This is a genomic window from Pseudoalteromonas sp. B160 (genome assembly GCF_037162485.1).
Taxonomy (GTDB): Bacteria; Pseudomonadota; Gammaproteobacteria; order Enterobacterales; family Alteromonadaceae; genus Pseudoalteromonas; species Pseudoalteromonas rhizosphaerae.
Genome location: NZ_JARLUX010000001.1, coordinates 3,416,726 through 3,435,592 on the forward strand (window position 1 = coordinate 3,416,726; position 18,867 = coordinate 3,435,592).

General features: G+C 37.6%; 13 protein-coding genes and 3 pseudogenes. 10 read left to right on the plus strand and 6 right to left on the minus strand.

From position 1 onward, the window contains the following. Positions 1 to 5: 5 nt before the first annotated feature. A complete protein-coding gene (locus P4S61_RS16000; protein WP_145240977.1) occupies positions 6 to 1,007 on the minus strand; it encodes a cupin-like domain-containing protein in 1,002 nt (333 codons plus the stop codon). A 63-nt stretch (positions 1,008 to 1,070) separates the two neighbouring features. On the opposite strand from P4S61_RS16000, the gene P4S61_RS16005 reads away from it, so the two are divergent. The 3 genes and pseudogenes from P4S61_RS16005 (at position 1,071) to P4S61_RS16015 (ending at position 3,985) form a co-directional block, all read left to right on the plus strand. Beyond that, positions 1,071 to 1,769 (plus strand): SapC family protein, encoded by a 699-nt coding sequence (locus P4S61_RS16005; protein ID WP_337118634.1) that lies wholly within the window; start codon positions 1,071 to 1,073, stop codon positions 1,767 to 1,769. Positions 1,770 to 2,123: 354 nt separating this feature from the next. Further along, positions 2,124 to 2,827: pseudogene (locus P4S61_RS16010) on the plus strand (SapC family protein). 123 nt (positions 2,828 to 2,950) lie between these two features. Further along, positions 2,951 to 3,985 carry an isoaspartyl peptidase/L-asparaginase family protein gene (locus tag P4S61_RS16015; RefSeq protein ID WP_145240971.1) on the plus strand — a complete coding sequence of 345 codons (1,035 nt, stop codon included), beginning with the start codon at positions 2,951 to 2,953 and terminating at the stop codon, positions 3,983 to 3,985. 32 nt (positions 3,986 to 4,017) lie between these two features. On the opposite strand, the gene P4S61_RS23010 is transcribed toward P4S61_RS16015, so the two are convergent. The 5 genes and pseudogenes from P4S61_RS23010 to dinG form a co-directional block, all read right to left on the minus strand. Then, on the minus strand, positions 4,018 to 4,449 hold the full coding sequence (locus P4S61_RS23010; RefSeq protein ID WP_442961572.1) for a DUF2496 domain-containing protein: 432 nt from the start codon (positions 4,447 to 4,449) through the stop codon (positions 4,018 to 4,020). Positions 4,450 to 4,487: 38 nt separating this feature from the next. Then, entirely contained in the window at positions 4,488 to 5,390 is a 903-nt protein-coding gene (locus P4S61_RS16030; protein WP_182819930.1) for a histone deacetylase family protein, read from the minus strand. Between the two features lie 2 nt (positions 5,391 to 5,392). Then, entirely contained in the window at positions 5,393 to 6,013 is a 621-nt protein-coding gene (locus P4S61_RS16035) for a primosomal replication protein (RefSeq protein ID WP_145240963.1), read from the minus strand. A 1-nt stretch (position 6,014) separates the two neighbouring features. Continuing rightward, positions 6,015 to 6,791 (minus strand): sulfite exporter TauE/SafE family protein, encoded by a 777-nt coding sequence (locus P4S61_RS16040; protein WP_145240961.1) that lies wholly within the window; start codon positions 6,789 to 6,791, stop codon positions 6,015 to 6,017. Then, a pseudogene (gene dinG / locus P4S61_RS16045) lies at positions 6,791 to 8,864 on the minus strand (ATP-dependent DNA helicase DinG). The gene P4S61_RS16040 and the pseudogene dinG overlap by 1 nt, the downstream one beginning before the upstream one ends. A 60-nt stretch (positions 8,865 to 8,924) precedes the next feature. Here dinG and P4S61_RS16050 point away from each other — a divergent pair. The 7 genes and pseudogenes from P4S61_RS16050 (at position 8,925) to P4S61_RS16080 (ending at position 18,656) form a co-directional block, all read left to right on the plus strand. Beyond that, a pseudogene (locus P4S61_RS16050) lies at positions 8,925 to 11,313 on the plus strand (DNA polymerase II). A 278-nt stretch (positions 11,314 to 11,591) separates the two neighbouring features. After that, a complete protein-coding gene (locus tag P4S61_RS16055; RefSeq protein ID WP_337118636.1) occupies positions 11,592 to 14,366 on the plus strand; it encodes a TonB-dependent receptor plug domain-containing protein in 2,775 nt (924 codons plus the stop codon). A 70-nt stretch (positions 14,367 to 14,436) separates the two neighbouring features. Continuing rightward, the gene (locus P4S61_RS16060) at positions 14,437 to 14,724 is read left to right on the plus strand and encodes a hypothetical protein (protein ID WP_337118637.1); all 288 of its coding nucleotides are present in this window, start codon (positions 14,437 to 14,439) and stop codon (positions 14,722 to 14,724) included. A 59-nt stretch (positions 14,725 to 14,783) separates the two neighbouring features. Then, positions 14,784 to 15,005, plus strand: coding sequence for a 2OG-Fe(II) oxygenase family protein (locus tag P4S61_RS16065; protein WP_337118638.1), 222 nt, complete (start codon positions 14,784 to 14,786; stop codon positions 15,003 to 15,005). Next, the gene (locus tag P4S61_RS16070; RefSeq protein ID WP_337118639.1) at positions 14,998 to 15,132 is read left to right on the plus strand and encodes a 2OG-Fe(II) oxygenase family protein; all 135 of its coding nucleotides are present in this window, start codon (positions 14,998 to 15,000) and stop codon (positions 15,130 to 15,132) included. The genes P4S61_RS16065 and P4S61_RS16070 overlap by 8 nt, the downstream gene beginning before the upstream one ends. A 1,057-nt stretch (positions 15,133 to 16,189) precedes the next feature. Continuing rightward, the gene (locus P4S61_RS16075; protein ID WP_442961573.1) at positions 16,190 to 18,208 is read left to right on the plus strand and encodes a TonB-dependent receptor plug domain-containing protein; all 2,019 of its coding nucleotides are present in this window, start codon (positions 16,190 to 16,192) and stop codon (positions 18,206 to 18,208) included. Positions 18,209 to 18,245: 37 nt separating this feature from the next. Next, positions 18,246 to 18,656, plus strand: coding sequence for a hypothetical protein (locus tag P4S61_RS16080; protein ID WP_337118640.1), 411 nt, complete (start codon positions 18,246 to 18,248; stop codon positions 18,654 to 18,656). Positions 18,657 to 18,867 lie beyond the last annotated feature (211 nt).

The following is an 18,867-nucleotide window of genomic DNA, read 5'->3' on the forward strand; positions in this document are numbered from 1 at the left end:
TTTTACTATTTCATTCTTTCTTTTAATGCACTTGCAACTGACTTTAGACTTTCATGAGAGTTTGAAAGAATACCGTGATATTCATTACTTTTATTTTTAAATTCATCTGTTTTCTCAAATACATAATGAGAAAAAATAGCTTGCCAAGCAAGTCTCTGTGATTCAGGCAAATTACGAAGTGTTAATATACTATGTAATAAACTATCTGTTGCCTCTAATCCTAAATCCGATTTTGTAGATGTCGGATCCCACCAATAATTTACTAGTATATTAACAGGATCAATGGCTTTTACATTATGCCACCAAAGTGGAGGTATATAGAGAGCTTCACCGATCTCTAAACTTGCAGTTAACACTTTCTCCTTTGTGGCTTTAAACTTTGGATACTTTTCAAAATCAGGGTTTTCAAAATCCACTAAGCTGATTGCAGGGCCAGCCACAGTTCTATCAATGGGTGCTACGTAAAGATTTTTTATTTCATTTGCGGGTAACAAATAAAAAGTTCTTTTACCACAGAGGTTTAGGGCTATATTATGTTCAGTGTCATAATGTCCAGGAACCGTAGCAGCATTGCCTAGCCAGATACGAGGAGGAACGTTAGCTAAAAATTTAGGTGCAGAGTTCTTAATACAAAAATCAGGTAAACATTCATTTATTAGTGCACTTTGCACTGCAATAGTATCTGAACCTTGATTATTAAAATTAATTATTAATTTTTTAAGTACAGAAATAAGTGGTGCATTGTGTTTTTCGAAAGTGTAATTTTTAAATTTATTATCAGTATAACCAATTAGGCCTTTATACTTCTTGTCAATAATTAAAGTATCCACTAATTCAGTAGATGCTTGAGTAACAAGGCTTCTAAGAAGTGCTAAAGGTGATTGTTTTGCAAGTGTAACACTTGGCCAATTAGAAAATAAATCTGTTATTATAATTGGCTCATTTAAATTGCACAAAAATTCTTGTATATTTTTTATGTTATTAATACTTAATCTATCTATTTGCATACTTTAAATTACCTCTTATACGTGCTATTTTTAAGTAAATAATAATATATTAATAGGTGTTTAATGTCAGATAAATTTGAAATTTTTAACGTGGAAAAACACAAAGGGCAGTATGTAAAAGTTGATGCTAATTTTTCACATATAAAGGATCAGCATGTTGTTCCTATCACCCCTATTGAAATTGCAAAAGTAGCACTCAATTTTCCTGTATGCTTTATGAAATCAAGCGATGAGAACCCATTTAAAATGGTTGCTATTTTAGGGCTTGAATCGGGTCGAAATGTTTTTTACAACGATGGTCATTTCAAAGCAATGTACGTGCCTCAACATGTTAAAAAACACCCATTCACGCTAGCTAAAACCCCAGAAGGTCAAGTTTTTCTTGCTGTTGAAACCGCTGCATTAAATACAGAAAAAAATGGTGAAGCACTATTTGACAATGTAGGAGAACCTTCTGACTATTTGATTTATAAGCAAGTTGAACTAAAAGAACTTGCTCGACAAGAGGAGTTATCAACACAGTTCACTAGTCGACTGGTAGAACTTGGGCTACTCACTGAATGTTCTTTTAAATTTGATTTAGGTGATGGTCAAAAAAAGCAAATTTCAGGCCTTTATTCTGTTGATAGGGATTTATTAAAATCTCTAGATGATGAGTCTTTATTATCTTTGCAAAAACAAGGGATGCTAGAGGCGATATATTCACACCTTGTTTCACTTGGTCAATTTCAACGTGTTATAGATTTATCTGCAAATACTTAATATAACGAAAAATTAAAATTAAAATTAACAGTAATTTTATTTTTTATGAATAAAATATAATTGATTTAAGAAAAAGCTATACAGAGAGCAGTATTAAGGAATTTAGCTAATAGTACTCAACGTCAACTAATTAATTCATAGCTTTTTTAAAAATGGTTATTACCAGCCATATACTTTTTAGGAAGCTATAAAACAACGATAAACTTTTTATCTGTATGCAACTGTTTGAGAGGCTTATTTTACTTGGTAACATGCAAATTGACACAAAATTTTCACTTCCATTTTTGTAGCAAAACCTTTAGCCTTAGGGTACTAACAGCAAAAATATAAACTTATTAATAACGGAGCAGTAACATGGCGGAGCAACAAGTACAGCCTTTACACAATGAAAAGCATGCCAACACTAAAATTCAAAACGGCATCAATGTAGAATTTTTAAAAACTCAACACTTAGTGCCTGTCGTTGCACATGAGTTCGCGCGTGTAGCAAATGAGTTTCCAATGTCTTTCGTAAAAAATAACGAGACTGGTCAATTTCAAGCTGTAGCTATGTTTGGTTTAGAGCCTGGCGAAAACCTTTTGTAAAAGACGGTAAGTGGACTGCAGCGTTTGCTCCTATGGCAACAACACGCTACCCACTGGGTCTAGTTAAACACCCACAAGAAGATCAATATGGTATTGTGATTGACGAAGCAAGCCCATTAGTGGGTGAAACTGAAGGAAATGCATTATTTGAAAACGGTGAAGAGACAGATTACTTAAAACGTCGTAAAGAAGCACTTGTATCATTTATTGAGTTTTCTCATGTAACTGAAGCATTCACAAAATATCTTGCTGATAAAGAGCTTTTAGTAGCGCAAACACTAACAGTTGATATTAAAGGCGAGAAAAAAGACATCAATGGTATTTACCTTATTGATGAGAAAAAGCTTAACGAGTTAAGCGACGAAGACTTTTTAGAGCTTCGTAAGCGTGGTTATTTAGCGCCTATTTTCTCTTTCTTAACGTCTACGCATCAAGTAGCACGTTTAGCTCGTTTGAAAGCGCAACAAGCGTAATTTAAACGAAATATTAAAAAGCGCCTTTGGGCGCTTTTTTTATGTCTTTTATCTGGTTAGGGTTGTAATTTAGCGCCAATTTATTCACATTGGTTATACTTATTTCCAACACAAGCTACCTGTATGAACAAGTCACTTTTTAGCGCTTTAGTTAGTGCGTGCTGTATAACGTTTAGCCCATTAGCCATAAGCGCTAGTACACCTTTGGCTATAGCTATTCACGGTGGGGCGGGCACGATTGAAAAAAGCCGTTTTACTCCAGAGCAAGAAAAAGCTTATCGCTCTAAACTCAAAGAGGCGGTAGAAACTGGCTATAAAGTACTTGAGCAAGGTGGCGAAAGCCTAGATGCAGTAACCGCTGCAATCAATGTATTAGAAAACTCGCCATACTTTAATGCCGGTCGAGGTGCGGTATATACCTATGACGGCGGCCATGAATTAGATGCGTCAATTATGGATGGTCGTGATCGTCAAGCGGGCGCTGTTGCGGGTGTTAAACATATTGAAAACCCGATTAATTTAGCGCGCTTGGTGATGGAAGAATCGGTTCATGTGATGCTCAGTGGTCAAGGTGCTGAAGAGTTTGCCAAAGAGCAGGGCGTTCCATTGGTCGAAAATAACTTATTTGATACGGATAACCGTTATAAAGCGTTATTAAAAGCAAAAGAAAAACTAGATAAAGCCAAAGCTACCAGTAAAGATTATCAAGCTGCGCATCAGGCGTTACCCGTCAATTATAAAATGGGCACTGTGGGTGCTGTTGCACTTGATAAAAATGGTAACTTGGCGGCAGGTACTTCAACGGGTGGGATGACTGCAAAGCGTTTTGGTCGCATTGGTGATGCCCCTGTAATTGGTGCAGGTACATTTGCTGAAAATGCGTCATGTGCGGTATCTGCCACTGGCCACGGCGAGTATTTCATTCGTTATAACGTCGCGGCTGATATTTGCGCACGAGTTAAATATCAAAGTAAGACTATTACACAAGCGGGTGATGAAGTGATTAATAGTGTGCTAAAGCCCATTGGTGGTACTGGAGGAGTGATCATCGTTGATGGTAAAGGTAATATCAGTTTACCGTTTAATACTAGTGGTATGTATCGGGCCAGTAAATCGAATACGCAAGCGACCTACGTGGCAATTTTTAAAGACGAATAATACGATTATGCAAATGTACTACAGCCAGAAAATTATGCTGGCTGTATGTTAGTATTGAGGCGCTTTTTTTCATAATCGCTTTTGATTATTTCAAGTGCTTTGAGCACATCATCAGCGGCAACTTCATGTTGTTCAAGCAGCATTATTAAGTCTACGGCTAATTTTACGTGTGTAGGTGCTTGGGTTAACTCTTTACTCATGTCCGCCCTTTTTTTCGCTATTTGGCTGATTGCTACATCAATGGCAATATTTACTCGTTCCTCCATATGGATCCGTTCGACCTGTGGTAAGTAAAATTCCATATCCACATCATAACGAATGTATCGGGCAGGTAGTTGGTTTAATACAGTACAGCAAAAATCAGCCATTACGTCTTCATTATAATGCTTTTCAAGTTGTCGTTTAATGATTTCTTCAATCATAATTTTTTCATAGTAATTGTGTATGTCGTCATGTAATCGCACTGTGTTATCTACCTTGGTAGTATTAAGCTGTTTTTAGTTTATACCAAGTGCGGGTATAAATCGACAATCGCTTGAAAAAGCAACTTATGAACCTCAACTAACTTTTGTGTATCTCGCTGATAACCGCCACCGAGCGCGCACATTAAAGGAATTGAGTGCTGTTTGCAGGTTGCTAAAACCAGCGAATCGCGTTGATATACACCCTCTAAACTAACATCAAAATAGCCTAATTCGTCTTGGCTACAAATATCAGCTCCGGCGTTATATAAAATAATATCAGGCTGATGAAGACGGATACAAAAATCCAAGGCATTAGCGACTGTTTTTAAATATTCATTATCGCTGCAACCAGTGTTGAGTGAGAAATCATAATCAGAATGCTGCTTTAAACGTGGAAAGTTTTGCTGACAATGAATCGAACAGCTAATCACTCCATCAAGAGAGCCACAAATTTCTGCTGTGCCATCACCTTGGTGTACATCACAATCAAAAATCAGCACCTTTGATGCTTGCTCAGTGTTAATGAGATGAGCGGCGGCAACCGCGAGGTCGTTGAAAATACAAAAACCACTGCCGTAAGCATTATAAGCATGATGATATCCGCCGCTGAGATTTACCGCCAGCTGCGTTTTTAAAGCGTATTCAGAGGCTTGAATACTTGCACCAACAGAAAATAAAGTGCGCTCTACCAGTTGATTTGACCATGGGAAACCCATTTTCTTTATTTCTTTGTCAGTTAACTGCCCGCTAATAAAGCGTTCAACATACTCATGGCTGTGGCAAAGCTGGAGCTGTTCATTAGTCGCTTTATTTGGGCTAATAAAGTCAGTAAAACCAAGCTCTGCAATTTCTTGTTTTAGCAATTTATATTTAGCGATTGGAAAACGATGTCGTAAAGGCAGTTCAAGCGCAGAGTATAGTGGATGATAAAAAACAGTCATAGCTAGCGTAATTGTTGTTTTTCAACTATTTGAATTTTTTCTTCGGTGGCAGATATTGCCTTACGGCAGCGACCAAGGCGGCCATGAAGAGCAAGGATCTCTAAATTAATGGCTTTTGCTTTTACAGGACCCACATTTTGCATTCTTAGCTTACATTCTTCAACCATTAGCACTAAGCGACGCTCGAACTCATGATTTTGTTTGAGTTCGTCATATAGCTCATGGGCGGGTTGCATAATTTGTTTTACAGCTTGTTGGTAAGGTGCCGATTTATTATTGGTTTTACTACGGGGTTTGTAAGTGCTTTTGTTTTCTTTTTCCCAAATAGGGGTTGATTTAATGACGTTAAATACGGCTTGCACCTGATTACCGATACGCTCTAAAGCATAATTATGAGCATGGCGACGCTCCAGTGGTGGAAGGCTATTAACTTCATCTTCAATTTCTAACACATAATCAACTAATTTCATGCTTTTAGTAGTAAACACACCTCGGTCAAATAAACTGGGTTGTGCCTGCATATAGCGGTTTTTAGCAAATAACTTGGCTTTATCAAATTGCTCAGCATGCTGCTTTAAGGTTGCAACTTGTTGGCAAAGCTTATCAAAAGAAGCTGTTCGCATTTTATAAATAAGCCTCGTAAATTAGTTTTAACGCTAAAATTATCACCACAGTATTAAAAACAGGACGAATAAACTTACTGCCAAACCGAATTGCTGAATGAGCTCCAAGCCAGGCTCCAAACATCAAAAAGAAGCCCATTGTGATACCGAGTAAAAAGTTAACATGACCAAGCGCTACAAAAGTAATCAGTGATACAAAATTTGACACAAAATTCATTGAACGGGCTAAACCACAGTTTAGCAGTAAACTCATTTTGTAGAGTAAACTATTTGATGCAGTCCAAAAAGTCCCGGTCCCAGGGCCTGCCAAGCCATCAAAAAACCCTAAGCTTAAGCCTTGTAGCCATTGTTTTATTTTAGTTGTTTTGTTCAATGGTGGTAATTGATCATGTTCTACCGTACTTAAACTGCCAAATAAGCTGTAGCAGGCTACCATAATGATAACAATAGGCAGTAGTTTGTTTAAAAATTCAATACTCAGGTAGTCAACAATAAGGGTACCAAGTAAAGCGCCAATGGCGGTTGCTATAATTGACGCTGCCCAGAATCGAGGATTAAATAATTGCTTACGGAAGTAAGTAACACTTGCTGTGAGTGAGCCAAAGCTAGCGGCTAATTTGTTAGTGCCAAGTGTTAAATGGGGCGGCAATCCTGCTGTTAAAAGTGCTGGCACGGTTAACATGCCACCACCACCGGCTATTGCGTCTATAAAGCCTGCGGCAAGTGCCACTGCGCAAAGAAGTGCCCAGGTTGTTGGGTCTAGTGCAAGTTCAAACATTAATAATCTATTTGTCTTTTAAAGGGTGGTAATGTGTCAAGCATGGCTTTGCCATATCGCTTGGTCACTAAACGGCGATCTAGGATTGTAATGCGCCCTTGATCGTTCTCTTTACGCAGCAGTCTACCACAGCTTTGCACTAATTTCTTAGCCGCATCAGGCACCGTGATAGATAAAAACGGATTACCCCCTTTACTTTGTACAAACTCTGCTTGTGCCTCTTCAATGGGGGAGGTGGGTACCGCGAATGGAATTTTAGTGATCACTAAGTTCTCAAGGTATTTACCCGGTAAGTCGAGTCCTTCGGATAAGCTTTGTGTGCCAAATAAAATACTGCCTTTACCCGCATCTATATTCTTTGTATGTTGCTTTAACAGTGCTTCACGCGACATTTCACCTTGTACTAAAATGTCGAGGTGTTTAGCGCGCAAAGCTTTTACTACATGATCCATTTGCCAGTAAGACGCAAACAACACTAAATTAGCATGTTGCGTATTTAAGTGATCCGGCAATACTTTGGCCAGATGATCACTAAATTCTTTATCGGTCGGCTCGATGTGTGATGTTGGTATGTGCAAAGTGGCTTGATTAGGATAATCAAACGGAGAAGGTACTTTTAAGTATTTTACACCTTCTTCTTTAGTAAGACCGCTTTCGTAAGCAAAATGATCGAATGAACCAAGTGCAGTCAGGGTCGCTGAGCATAAAACCGCACCGGCACATTGTCGCCACAGTTTATCTTTTAAATAGTAGCCAACTTCAATAGGGCAATCGCTGAGTAGATGGTCGTGATGGTTTTTGTATTCTAAACGCTTTATCCAACGTGCATGTGGTGTGCCTTCACCCTTGGTGGCGTAGCTATACCAAAGTTTGTTTAGTTGCTCTAAACGATTAATGTAATGACCGCTTTCGCCTAAAATAGGATCGGCAACATAGGGTTTGATATCACCATCACTGACATCTTGTACTAAGGTATCGTGCATTTTATTTAAGCAGCGCAGAGCATCGAGGGTCGCCTCGCTGATATCTTTGGCTTTAGCGTGTAACGATTCAGGTATTTCACCATGTTCAAATCGGTATGTATCGTCTTTTGAATAGTTAAAATTGGCATTATCCAAAATATCGCGAACAACTTTTAAGTCTTTATTGGCATCATTAATACTGTCACAGAGCTTAAAATTTTGCCCAATGGCTTTTTGACCTACTAATACTTTGGCCATTTTGCCACTAAATTTAGTGAGTTTATCAAGCCAATCAATGGTGCCTTTAATCGTCGCTGCGGCAGATGAAAAGTCACGCGTAATATGCGCAAGATGATGAGCTTCATCAATAACGTAAATACTATTATCTGGCTCGGGCAGAATTTTCCCGCCACCTAAATCAAGATCAGCTAATAATAATGAATGGTTAATCACTAATACATCCATTTGCATCAAGCGTTGACGAGCAAGTTGAAAAGGGCAGGTTTGATGTGCTTTCATTTGTCTTTGACAAGCATGTTTATCGCAAGCAATTAATCCCCAAACGCGATCAGGGATAGTATCTGCCCAGCTGTCTCGATCGCCTTGCCACTTTTTATTGGTGTAAGCATCATAGAGTTGCTGCAAACATTTAGTTTCCATCGCACTCAGTGGCGAAGTAAGGGTGGGCATAAAGTCCATTTGCGTTTGATTATCACCGTTGACCGCGTTATGTAGTTTGTGAGCACATAGGTAGCGCTGGCGGCCTTTGACTAAATCAAACTTGAAATCAAGGCCTGAATATTTTTTAAAAAAGGGGAGTTCTTTACTTATTAATTGCTCTTGAAGGGCTACCGTTGCAGTAGAAATAATTAACTTCTTTTTGTGCAAGCGCCAGCGGTAATGCACCTAAACAATAGGCCAGCGATTTACCCGTACCAGTACCAGCTTCAATAACACAGATCCGCTGTTTTTTGTGGTACTCGCCCGCCAGTGTTTTTGCAATTTCGGCTACTAAGTAATTTTGGCTACTGCGAGGGCGATAATCACTGAGGTTATCGGCCACATGCTTGTGAATTTTTCTTATCGTTGTTTTTAATGCATCAGAAAGCATGGGTTAATAACCTAAAGTATGTATATAATCACAGTGCTGTATATTAATTGGGATCGAACATTGACACAAGCAATCTATCAAGGCTTTATACTTTCTAGGCAACAATATTCTGCTGATAAGTATAGCCGCCATAGCGGGATCACACTGTGCTATTGGCTAAGCTCTGATCACGGTCCAATAAAAGTGTTAGTGCCAAATCAACAAGCGGTATTTTTTATTTTAATAAAACAACGTGCTTTAGCTGCTCAGTTGTTATCAAAGCACAATATCAATGTCGAATTTAAAGACGTTGCGATTAAACACTTTAGTGGCGAACAATGCATCGCTTGCTATTTTTCAAGCTCACAAGCGTTATATCAAGCAAGGCAGCTTTTAGAAAACCAACCCCTAGAAAACCAGATCACAGTATATGAAGGTGATGTACGCCACAGCGATCGCTTTTTAATGGAGCGTTTTATTCGAGGTGGGGTGTGGGTGACAGGCGACGTTACTCAACAAGTTGGCTTTATCCAAATCGACAATGCCCAGTTAAAAGCAGCTGATTCGTATAAACCACGTTTTAAAACGCTGTCATTGGATATTGAGTGCAGTGGTGAAGGCGTGTTGTTTTCAGTTGGTTTAGTAAGTGAGGGGATTGATTGCGTTATTATGGTTGGCGAGCCACAACAGAGTGAACAGACTATTCATTGGTGCCATGATGAAATTGATTTGCTGACTCAATTACAACAGCTGGTACAACAAGCAGATCCTGACATTATTATTGGTTGGAACGTCATTGAATTTGATTTTAATGTACTTAATCGACGCGCGGATGCCCTTGGCGTTAAATTATTATTGGGTCGAGGTAATGGTCAATTACAGATCAGAGAAGGACATTTTACCCGTTTAACTCTGCCTGGGCGCTGTGTTATCGATGGCATAGATACGCTAAAAAATGCTACTTATCATTTTGATAGTTTCTCACTGGCTAATGTGAGCCATAAAATACTAGGCGAGAAAAAGTTAATCCAAAGCGATAACCGCTTGAGTGAAATTATTCGTCAATATAATGAAGATAAGCTCTCGCTAGCGGCGTATAATCGTCAAGATTGTGTGTTAGTTAATCGTATCTTTGCAAAGTTAAAACTCATTGAATTTGCTATTGTTCGCACGCAGTTAACAGGATTAGAGTTAGAACGAATGGGTGGCTCAGTGGCTGCTTTTACTAACTTATATTTACCGTTATTGCATCGAAGCGGTTATGTTGCACCGAATCTAGGCGATCATGGCTTATCGTTTGAAAGCCCTGGCGGTTTTGTGATGGAGTCAATTCCTGGGCTTTATAAAAATGTTATCGTGTTGGATTTTAAAAGCTTGTATCCATCGATTATGCAAACGTTTTGTATTGATCCGCTTGGGTTAATTCGCGGCTTAGAGGAGCCTGATAACGCGATTGCAGGTTTTAAAGACGCTTTTTTTCTCGCACTGAGCATCACCTTCCTAATTTAATAAAAAAGTTAGCCTCATCAAGGCAACATGCAAAAAACACTGCTCAGCCCATGCTATCGCAAGCTATAAAAATCATCATGAACAGTTTATATGGGGTGTTAGGTTCAAAGGGTGTCGTTTTTACGATCCACGCTTATCAAGCTCTATTACTTTGCGTGGTCATGAAATAATGCAAACTAGCAGACTGTGGATCGAAGAGCTTGGTTATACTGTTATTTATGGTGACACCGATTCAACATTTGTGAGCCTACCAGATGAACTTGATTCAGATAACTGCAAAGAAATTGGCAAGCAATTAGCGAATACTATTAATGAAAAATGGCAGCAAACAATAAAACAGCGCTTTGCGACACAAAGTTATTTAGAAATAGAATTCGAAACACTTTATAGCCCATTCTTTATGCCGACTATCCGTGGCAAAACCACTGGCTCAAAAAAACGTTATGTTGGCCAGGTACAATGCGAAGATAAAAAAGAGCTAATTTTCAAAGGCATGGAAACCGTGCGAAGTGACTGGACAGAATTAGCGCATGAATTTCAAACCAAACTGTTTGAAACTTTATTCAGCGACAGTTTTACTGTTGAAATGTTAACACCGATTATTGAAAGTTACATTACGCGTTTGTATGCTGGGGAATTTGACGACAAACTCGTATACAGAAAAAAACTCGGCCAACACTTGGCTGATTATCAAAAAAACATCCCTCCTCAAGTCCAAGCTGTCAAAAAATACCAAGCAATTCACCCTGAGTTTGTCATTAATAAAGGCCAAATTGTTGAATATGTGTACACCCATATTGGTGCAGAGCTCTATGCAAACATGCAGCAAACCCAGACAAGTCAAAAATATGACTATGCAATTTATGTAGAAAAACAACTCAAACCAATCGCACAAATGATCCTGCTTCCCTTGAATAAAGATTTTAACTCGTCTAATAAAATACAATTACAACTCCTTTAGATAGTTCCAAATATGGGTATTATTGAGCTGTTTTTGTTGCTAAAAAGTATACATAGGAAAGTGTTTTAAATATCACTGTTGCTATTTTAGTCGTTTTAGTACCTTTTTTCAGTATGTTATCGATTTTACCCCACATTTAAATTAAATTAATGTGAACAAATGTTGGCATCTTGGTTTTTTTGTTTACTATCATTGTGCAGTTGCAACATTAAGTGTTGCGATAGTTTACAAAAACTAAATAAAAATAACCCACAATATAGTGGTCCAGGGAGAATCAAATGTTAAATAATAAAATTTCAAAGGCAGTTCGCTTAGCGATCGCTTTTGGTGCAGCATCAACAGCTGCATTTTCAGCAACTTCATTCGCAGCAGAAGAAGAAGGTGTTGATAAAGTAGAACGTATCCAAGTTACTGGTTCTCGTATTAAACGAACCGATTTAGAAAGTGCTAGTCCTGTACTTGTACTAGACCGTTCAGATATTGCTGCAAGTGGCCAGATCAGTATCGGTAATATCTTACAGCAAATCCCTGCCGCAGGTGCTGCGTTGAATACTGCATTTAATAATGGCGGTAACGGTGCCACTAACATGGATTTGCGTAACCTAGGTGCACAGCGTCTATTGGTTTTAGTGAATGGCAAACGTTGGATATCATCTTTAGGTTCAACAGTTGATTTAAATACCATTCCAGCAGCATCAATTGAACGTGTTGAAGTTGTTAAAGATGGCGCATCAGCAATTTACGGTTCAGATGCGATAGCCGGTGTTGTGAACATCATCACACGTAAAGATTTTGAAGGTGCAGAGCTTTCAGTTTATGGTGGTGAAAACTTAAAATATAATGATGGCCGTCAATATTCAGCTGATTTAACAATTGGTACCACCTCTGATAAAGGTGGCTTAATGATGAACCTTAGCCACGTTACTCAAGCTGAAATTTGGGCTGGTGATCGTGATATCTCATCAATGGGTAACAGTTCAACAACAGAAAAAGGCCGTCTTCGTTTAACATCTAGTGCTATTTCTGATTCACTTCGAAATGATTTGCTAGCTCAAGGTTATACTGAAAATAACGCTGGAAAATCTAATGCTGGCTTCGATTTAGTTCCAAATGGTGCTGGTTCAGGTGTAGGCATTGATTCATTCAGAGATCGCAGTGGTGATGTGTATAACTATGCACCAGAAAACTATTTGTCGACTCCACAAGTACGTAATAGTATGTACGTACAAGCTTTTTATGACCTTTCTGATGATCTTAGAGTAGTATCTGATTTCATGATGACAAACCGTGAGTCATCTCAGTTATTAGCTGCAATGCCACTTACTATTGGTGCGTCTTTTGGTGCATCTGCAAGTAAAGTAGATATTCATGCAAATAATATCTATAACCCTTTCGGTGAAACTTTATATGGTGATGGCGCACGTTCTGGTGTTGACGGATATGTACCTTATGCAGGTCAACGTCGATTTGTAGAAGCGGGTAATCGTATTTACAAACAAAATGATACAACATACCGCGCAATGGTTGGTTTAGAGGGTAATGTTGGCGATACATCTTGGGTTTGGGATGCATCATATATATACGGTAAAAATAGCCAAGACGTATTAACAACAGGTCTATTAAATTTAACGCGTATTAATCAGGCACTTGGTGATAACTGTAACGCATCAACGTCATGTGTACCGCTTAACTTATTTGGTGGTGCTGGTTCAATTACACCGGAAATGGTTGATTTCGTAACGTTTGATAGCGTATCGCGTGAAGGTTTAGAGCTAAAAGATTACACATTAAACTTTGCGGGTGATGCATTTGAATTACCAGCTGGTGTAGTTGGTATGGCTATCGGTTTAGAGCGTCGTGAAGAGAGTGGTTATGATACTCCAGATCCACTAACGCAAAGTGGTGAAACGTCAGGTAACCAACGTGATGCTACTTCTGGTGGTTTCCGCTTAGACGAGGCATATGTTGAGCTATCAATTCCTGTTATTGAAGGCTTAACTATTTCACCAGCAATTCGATTCTCAGATCACAGTGCATATGGTAGCAACTCTACTGCTAAAGTGGGTGTAGAATACCGTCCAATCGACGACATTTTACTTCGTGGTACATGGGCTGAAGGTTATAGAGCTCCTTCAATTTCGGATTTATATGCAGGTAATGCTGATTCATATCCAACACTAACAGATCCATGTAATTCAGTTGAGGGTGCAGTTCCTAACCTTCCAGGTTGTGCTGGTGTACCAGATGGTTATGCACAAGCAAATACTCAAATTCGTATTACAAATGTATCATCGCCAGATCTTAAGCCGGAAGAGTCAGAATCAAAAACATTTGGTATTGTTTATAACCCAAGTTATGTTGATGGTTTAGAATTCACAATCGATTATTATGATATTGAAGTTACAAACTCAATCGGTCGTTATGGTGCTTCAAGACTTCTGAATGAATGTTCAACAGGTGATAATGCTCAGTCTTGTGATTATATTGATCGCGATGCAAACGGTAATGTTGTTGATTTACGTAACTTCCTACAAAATTCAGGTTCATACAACGTAGAAGGTATTGACTTCTTTACAGCCTATAAATTTGATACTGAATACGGTAGCTTTAAAACGTCACTAGACTTGTCATATGTGATGACGAATGAATTTGATGGTGAAGATCAAGTTGGGATTCAGTATGGTGATGCTGGTTACCCTGAATATAAAGGTACATTTGCAGTTGATTGGTCGATGGGTGATTTTGACGCTCATTGGCAAACTCGTTATGTAGATCGTTTACAGAACTATTACGATGTTTTATATGGTGCTGAAAACTACCCAGGTATGGCAGCGGAGATCGGTTCTTACTTTGTACATGATGTTTCAGTAGGCTACGCATTAGATGCTTATAATACTAAGTTAACACTAGGTATTGAGAATTTATTCGCTAAAGAACCATCACCAGAATATAGCAATAACGATGTAGCAATATCTACAAACAACTTCTCAGTTACTGAGTATGATGTAAATATGGATCGCTTTGTATATTTACGAGCAACTATTAAATTTTAATGCATTATTAATAATTTAATTTAATTTAATTTAAAGCCACTCTAGAGTGGCTTTTTTTATGAGGTAAAAAATGGTTGAGTTAAAAAATATAAGTGAAAAGCTGGAGAGTATACAAGAAGAGTATATGAAAAATAAAAGGGTCATGCTCTCAGACGTATGGACAGATGAAAGTGCATCACTTTTGCACGAAGCGATCGAAAATAAGACGAGTTTTCTAAATGCTTTTGCTATAGATGGTAAATATATTCAATCTTCAGATCGTGAATTAGGGAATATGACTACAGAAGAAAAAGAGAACTCCAAAGGACAATCTATAAAGATGCTTCAAATGGAATTGGCTTTTTTATGGGCGACATAATATCAATAAAAATACAGAATTTTCTTTATATAAAGCTCTTTTTAATTATCTGAATTCAGATGTTTGCCTTAATTTTATTCGACGAGATCACTGGTAATGAAAATGTAATTAGTGCAAGTGTACAAGTGACACGCTATATATCAGGTAATTTTTTAACAAGGCATAATGATGTGCTACCTAGTGAAGGTAGAGCTATTGCCTATGTATTTGGTTTTACACCAAACTGGCATCCTGATTGGGGTGGTTTACTACACTTTTTAATGCTGAAGGGGGATGATTGATACGTTTTTTCCGAAAAATAATACTCTTAGTTTATTTGATGTAAATTTACCACATTCAGTAAGTTACGTAACACCTTTCGCAAAGTATCCAAGATATTCTATTACTGGTTGGTTTAATGTAATTTAGCCTTATATTTAAGGCATCTTTTGGTTTTTATTTTTTTATTAAAGCAGGTCGGGAACTTACCTAAATTTAAGCAGCGATAATTAATTAGTATTATAACGAAAATATGGTAGTTTTCGGCTTGTATTTAATTGACTAAAAATTATTTTAATTGAAGTGGTATAAATGAAGGGTAAGTTTACATTAAGAAAAACTTATCGATATTAAACTAGGTTAACTTTTTTAAATTCGTTAATTATTGTTATGTTTTATTCAATACTGAAAAAAGCTAAGTAGAACTGTTAATAACCAATGTAGAATTACTAGTTTATGATGCTATTACATGTATAACGCCTTTTAATAGTTATGTCTGATTTTCAACTAAGTTTTTACCTTTCAGTATTTGAAAAAATATTAAACGGAGTCATATAACATGTAGCAAAATTCTGTCTTAAATTATTGAATGATGAGGTATGGTCTTCAAATACTGTTACAAAACTACCTTTTGAAAAATCTCCGTCAATTTGCCGCTAACTCAGTTTTATTCCTTCATACAGAAATCGTCTTAACTAATAAAATTAAAGAATTAAGGGTTTTGATTCAATTATTGAATGTATTACTTGTTAATTTATTTGTATTAGTCTTTTCGATAAATGTAAATATAAAATTAATAATCAATAAAAACAGTTGCTTATATTGTTTATTAGTTGTGTTTTTTTGTTCCTTAACTGTAAAGTTGATGGATTTAAAGTTAAATAAGTGTTGACCTTTGGCTGTACCTGATATTACTATTCCTTCGCTCAATTAGGTACTTAGTATCTTTTATGGATACTTATTAGCTTTTTTATGAGTAATTAAAACTAATAAAATCATATATTAATATGACCAGGGAGAATCAAATGTTAAATAACAAAGTTTCAAAAGCAGTTCGCTTAGCGATCGCTTTTGGTGCAGCATCAACAGCTGTATTTTCAGCAAGTTCTTTGCAGCAGAAGAAGAAAAAGTAGAAAAAGTTGAGCGTATTCAAGTTACTGGGTCTCGCATTAAACGCACTGATATTGAAGGTGCATCGCCAGTAGAAGTGATTACTTTTAGTGATATGAAAGATGCAGGTCGTTTATCTGTATCTGATGCTCTCCAATCGCTAACTGGTAATAGTTTTGGTGCTACGCTACCAAGCTCAGGTTCAGGAGCTCAATCACAATCAACTATTAACTTACTTGGTATTGGCTCAGGTCGTACACTAGTCTTATTAGACGGTAAGAGATTAGCCGGTTCTCCAAGTTTAGGTGGTTCAACCGCCAACCTAAGTAGTATTCCAGCAGCTGCTGTTGAAAGAATCGAAGTGTTAAAAGATGGCGCTTCTGCTATTTATGGCTCTGATGCTATCGCTGGCGTAATTAATGTAATTTTGAAAAAAGATTTCGAAGGTATTAATTTCGATATGTCATTTGGTCGACCGGACGCAGATGGCGGGGACACAAAAACAATGTCCTTTACTGCAGGTGTTTCCAGTGACAAAGGCAGCATTACATTTGTATATGATCATCAAGAACAAGGTTTGATTTCAGATTCAATGCGTGATTATACGTCAGCGTCTATGGTAGATAAAAATGGTGATGGAATAATTTCACTTGCTGATGATACAGTTGGTATTAGCAAGTACGGTGCAACAATAATTAACCCTATAACGGGTAAAAAAGAAGCATCACCAATCTGTGACCAATTAGCAGCTACAGTACCAGGCTTTGTTGGTGCAATTGACCAAGGAACCTGGGAAGGTGGTATAGGTGGCGGTGAAGTCTGTGGATACGCTTACGCAAATGTATCAACTAACAGCGCTTCTACCAAACGTGATGCGGTAATGACATCTATGGATTATGAAATCCTTGATGATGTAGAAATCTATGCACGTGCAATGTTTAGTAAAAACGAATCGTATGGTCAGTATGCGCCAGCAGCTGCAAACTGGGATGGTATTCCTGTAGGTAATGAACATAACCCATATAATGTTGAAATTAAAGGTAATTTCCGTTGGTACGGCATAGGTCCACGTGGAACGCTAATTGAAGATTATCAGCAAGATTACATTGTTGGTTTCAGAGGTATGTTAGCTGATAGCGTTGAATGGGAAGTTTCTTACCATAGAGCTAAGTTAGATTACCATGATACGGGTCGTGATTACCTAAGCTACGGTGGTTTATATTACAACCTTGCTAATGATATTTCTTTAGGTACTGATGAAGGTCAGGCTAATATGTCATTGACCACATATCGTAAAAACCAAAATGTTTTTGATCACATCTTTGCGGGTGCTGGTTTTGAGCTAGGTGAATTATCAGGCGGAATGATATCTCACTACGTAGGTATCGAGCGTTATGAAACTCAGTATAGTTCAACTTTCGATTCTCAGTCTGAAGCTGGATTAGTAGGTGGTAGTGCAGGTAATAGTTCAGCTGGAAGCCGAACAAACGATGCATATTTTTATGAGATAAGCTTACCAGTAACTGAGGAAATCTTATTATCTGGTGCTTACCGTTATGACGATTATAGCGATGTTGGTTCAAAAGGTGTGCCAAGCTTTAAAGTTGAATATCGCCCAATGGATGATCTACTAATTCGCGGTTCTTATTCTAAAGGTTTCCGAGCACCTTCATTGGATGAGCTTCTGGGACAGGATTCTTTTTCTGCGACGTTTGCAACCGACTACAATGCATGTAAAGCGCAAAACATTGAGCTAAATAAGTGTGCAGAAGCTCAGTATGATAATACAATTAAAAGTAATAGTAATCTTAAACCAGAAACTTCAACATATATGAATCTTGGCGTTGTTTACTCGGGTATAGAAGATTTGACGGTTAAACTTGATTATTTCGATGTAGAAGTTGAAGATGTTGTAGCAGATATTACAGTTCAAGATTTAATGTATGCAGAGTTCGGTGGTGTATTAGACAAATTATTAACAAATTATCCTACATTATCGTATGAACGCGATCAAAATGGCGCTTTTTCTGAGAATATAGTCACGACATCGGATAACGGGGCAGTAAGTGGTCGTACTGGCTTAGATCTCAGAGCTAACTTACAGACTAGAAACTGACTTCGGTGAATTCCGTCTTCGCTCTCAAACTACTTACATGATAGAAGTTTTAGAAGATATATACTTTGGAGGTCCTTCTCAGGATTATAAAGGACACCCAGGTTATCCAAAATGGCGTTCGCAGTTTGAATTAGGTTATAATATCGACAACTTAAGTGTGAACTGGGTTACAGATGCAATAGCCTCTACAGGTATGGTTAGTGCTCCTGTAATCAACGCTGATGGTTCTATTTTAAATGAGTCTACAGGTAATAGGCCTACTTATATTACACATAATGTAACAGCAGCTTATGATTTTGATAAATTCGGTAGAGTTACTGTTGGTGCACGTAATATTTTTGATAAAGGTATACTTCGTGATGACAATGATAACTGGATAGATAATTCTCTTTACATACGCGGCCACTATGGCCGAGAGTTATTCGCCAGGTATAGTATTAAGTTCTAATATCTAGCTAAATAATATTTAGGGGGGCTTTGCTTCCCCCTTTTTTATATGCTTTGAAGCACAGTTTGTAATAAGTAACATAGTAAAGAAATGTAAACTTGTTATTATTAATTAAAATTATTTAGAAGCAATGGGTCAAATGAAATTCGGCTCCATTTCTTAAAATGATTTTAATTGCATTACTTTTATAAGTGGAATTTAATTTTAGGTA

Bases quoted from the DNA above. Each gene is read 5' to 3' on its own strand.
- P4S61_RS16000 (WP_145240977.1), bottom strand. From the start codon at position 1,007: ATGCAAATAGATAGATTAAGTATTAATAACATAAAAAATATACAAGAA.
- P4S61_RS16005 (WP_337118634.1), top strand. From the start codon at position 1,071: ATGTCAGATAAATTTGAAATTTTTAACGTGGAAAAACACAAAGGGCAG.
- P4S61_RS16015 (WP_145240971.1), top strand. From the start codon at position 2,951: ATGAACAAGTCACTTTTTAGCGCTTTAGTTAGTGCGTGCTGTATAACG.
- P4S61_RS16030 (WP_182819930.1), bottom strand. From the start codon at position 5,390: ATGACTGTTTTTTATCATCCACTATACTCTGCGCTTGAACTGCCTTTA.
- P4S61_RS16035 (WP_145240963.1), bottom strand. From the start codon at position 6,013: ATGCGAACAGCTTCTTTTGATAAGCTTTGCCAACAAGTTGCAACCTTA.
- P4S61_RS16040 (WP_145240961.1), bottom strand. From the start codon at position 6,791: ATGTTTGAACTTGCACTAGACCCAACAACCTGGGCACTTCTTTGCGCA.
- P4S61_RS16055 (WP_337118636.1), top strand. From the start codon at position 11,592: ATGTTAAATAATAAAATTTCAAAGGCAGTTCGCTTAGCGATCGCTTTT.
- P4S61_RS16060 (WP_337118637.1), top strand. From the start codon at position 14,437: ATGGTTGAGTTAAAAAATATAAGTGAAAAGCTGGAGAGTATACAAGAA.
- P4S61_RS16065 (WP_337118638.1), top strand. From the start codon at position 14,784: ATGTTTGCCTTAATTTTATTCGACGAGATCACTGGTAATGAAAATGTA.
- P4S61_RS16070 (WP_337118639.1), top strand. From the start codon at position 14,998: ATGATTGATACGTTTTTTCCGAAAAATAATACTCTTAGTTTATTTGAT.
- P4S61_RS16080 (WP_337118640.1), top strand. From the start codon at position 18,246: ATGATAGAAGTTTTAGAAGATATATACTTTGGAGGTCCTTCTCAGGAT.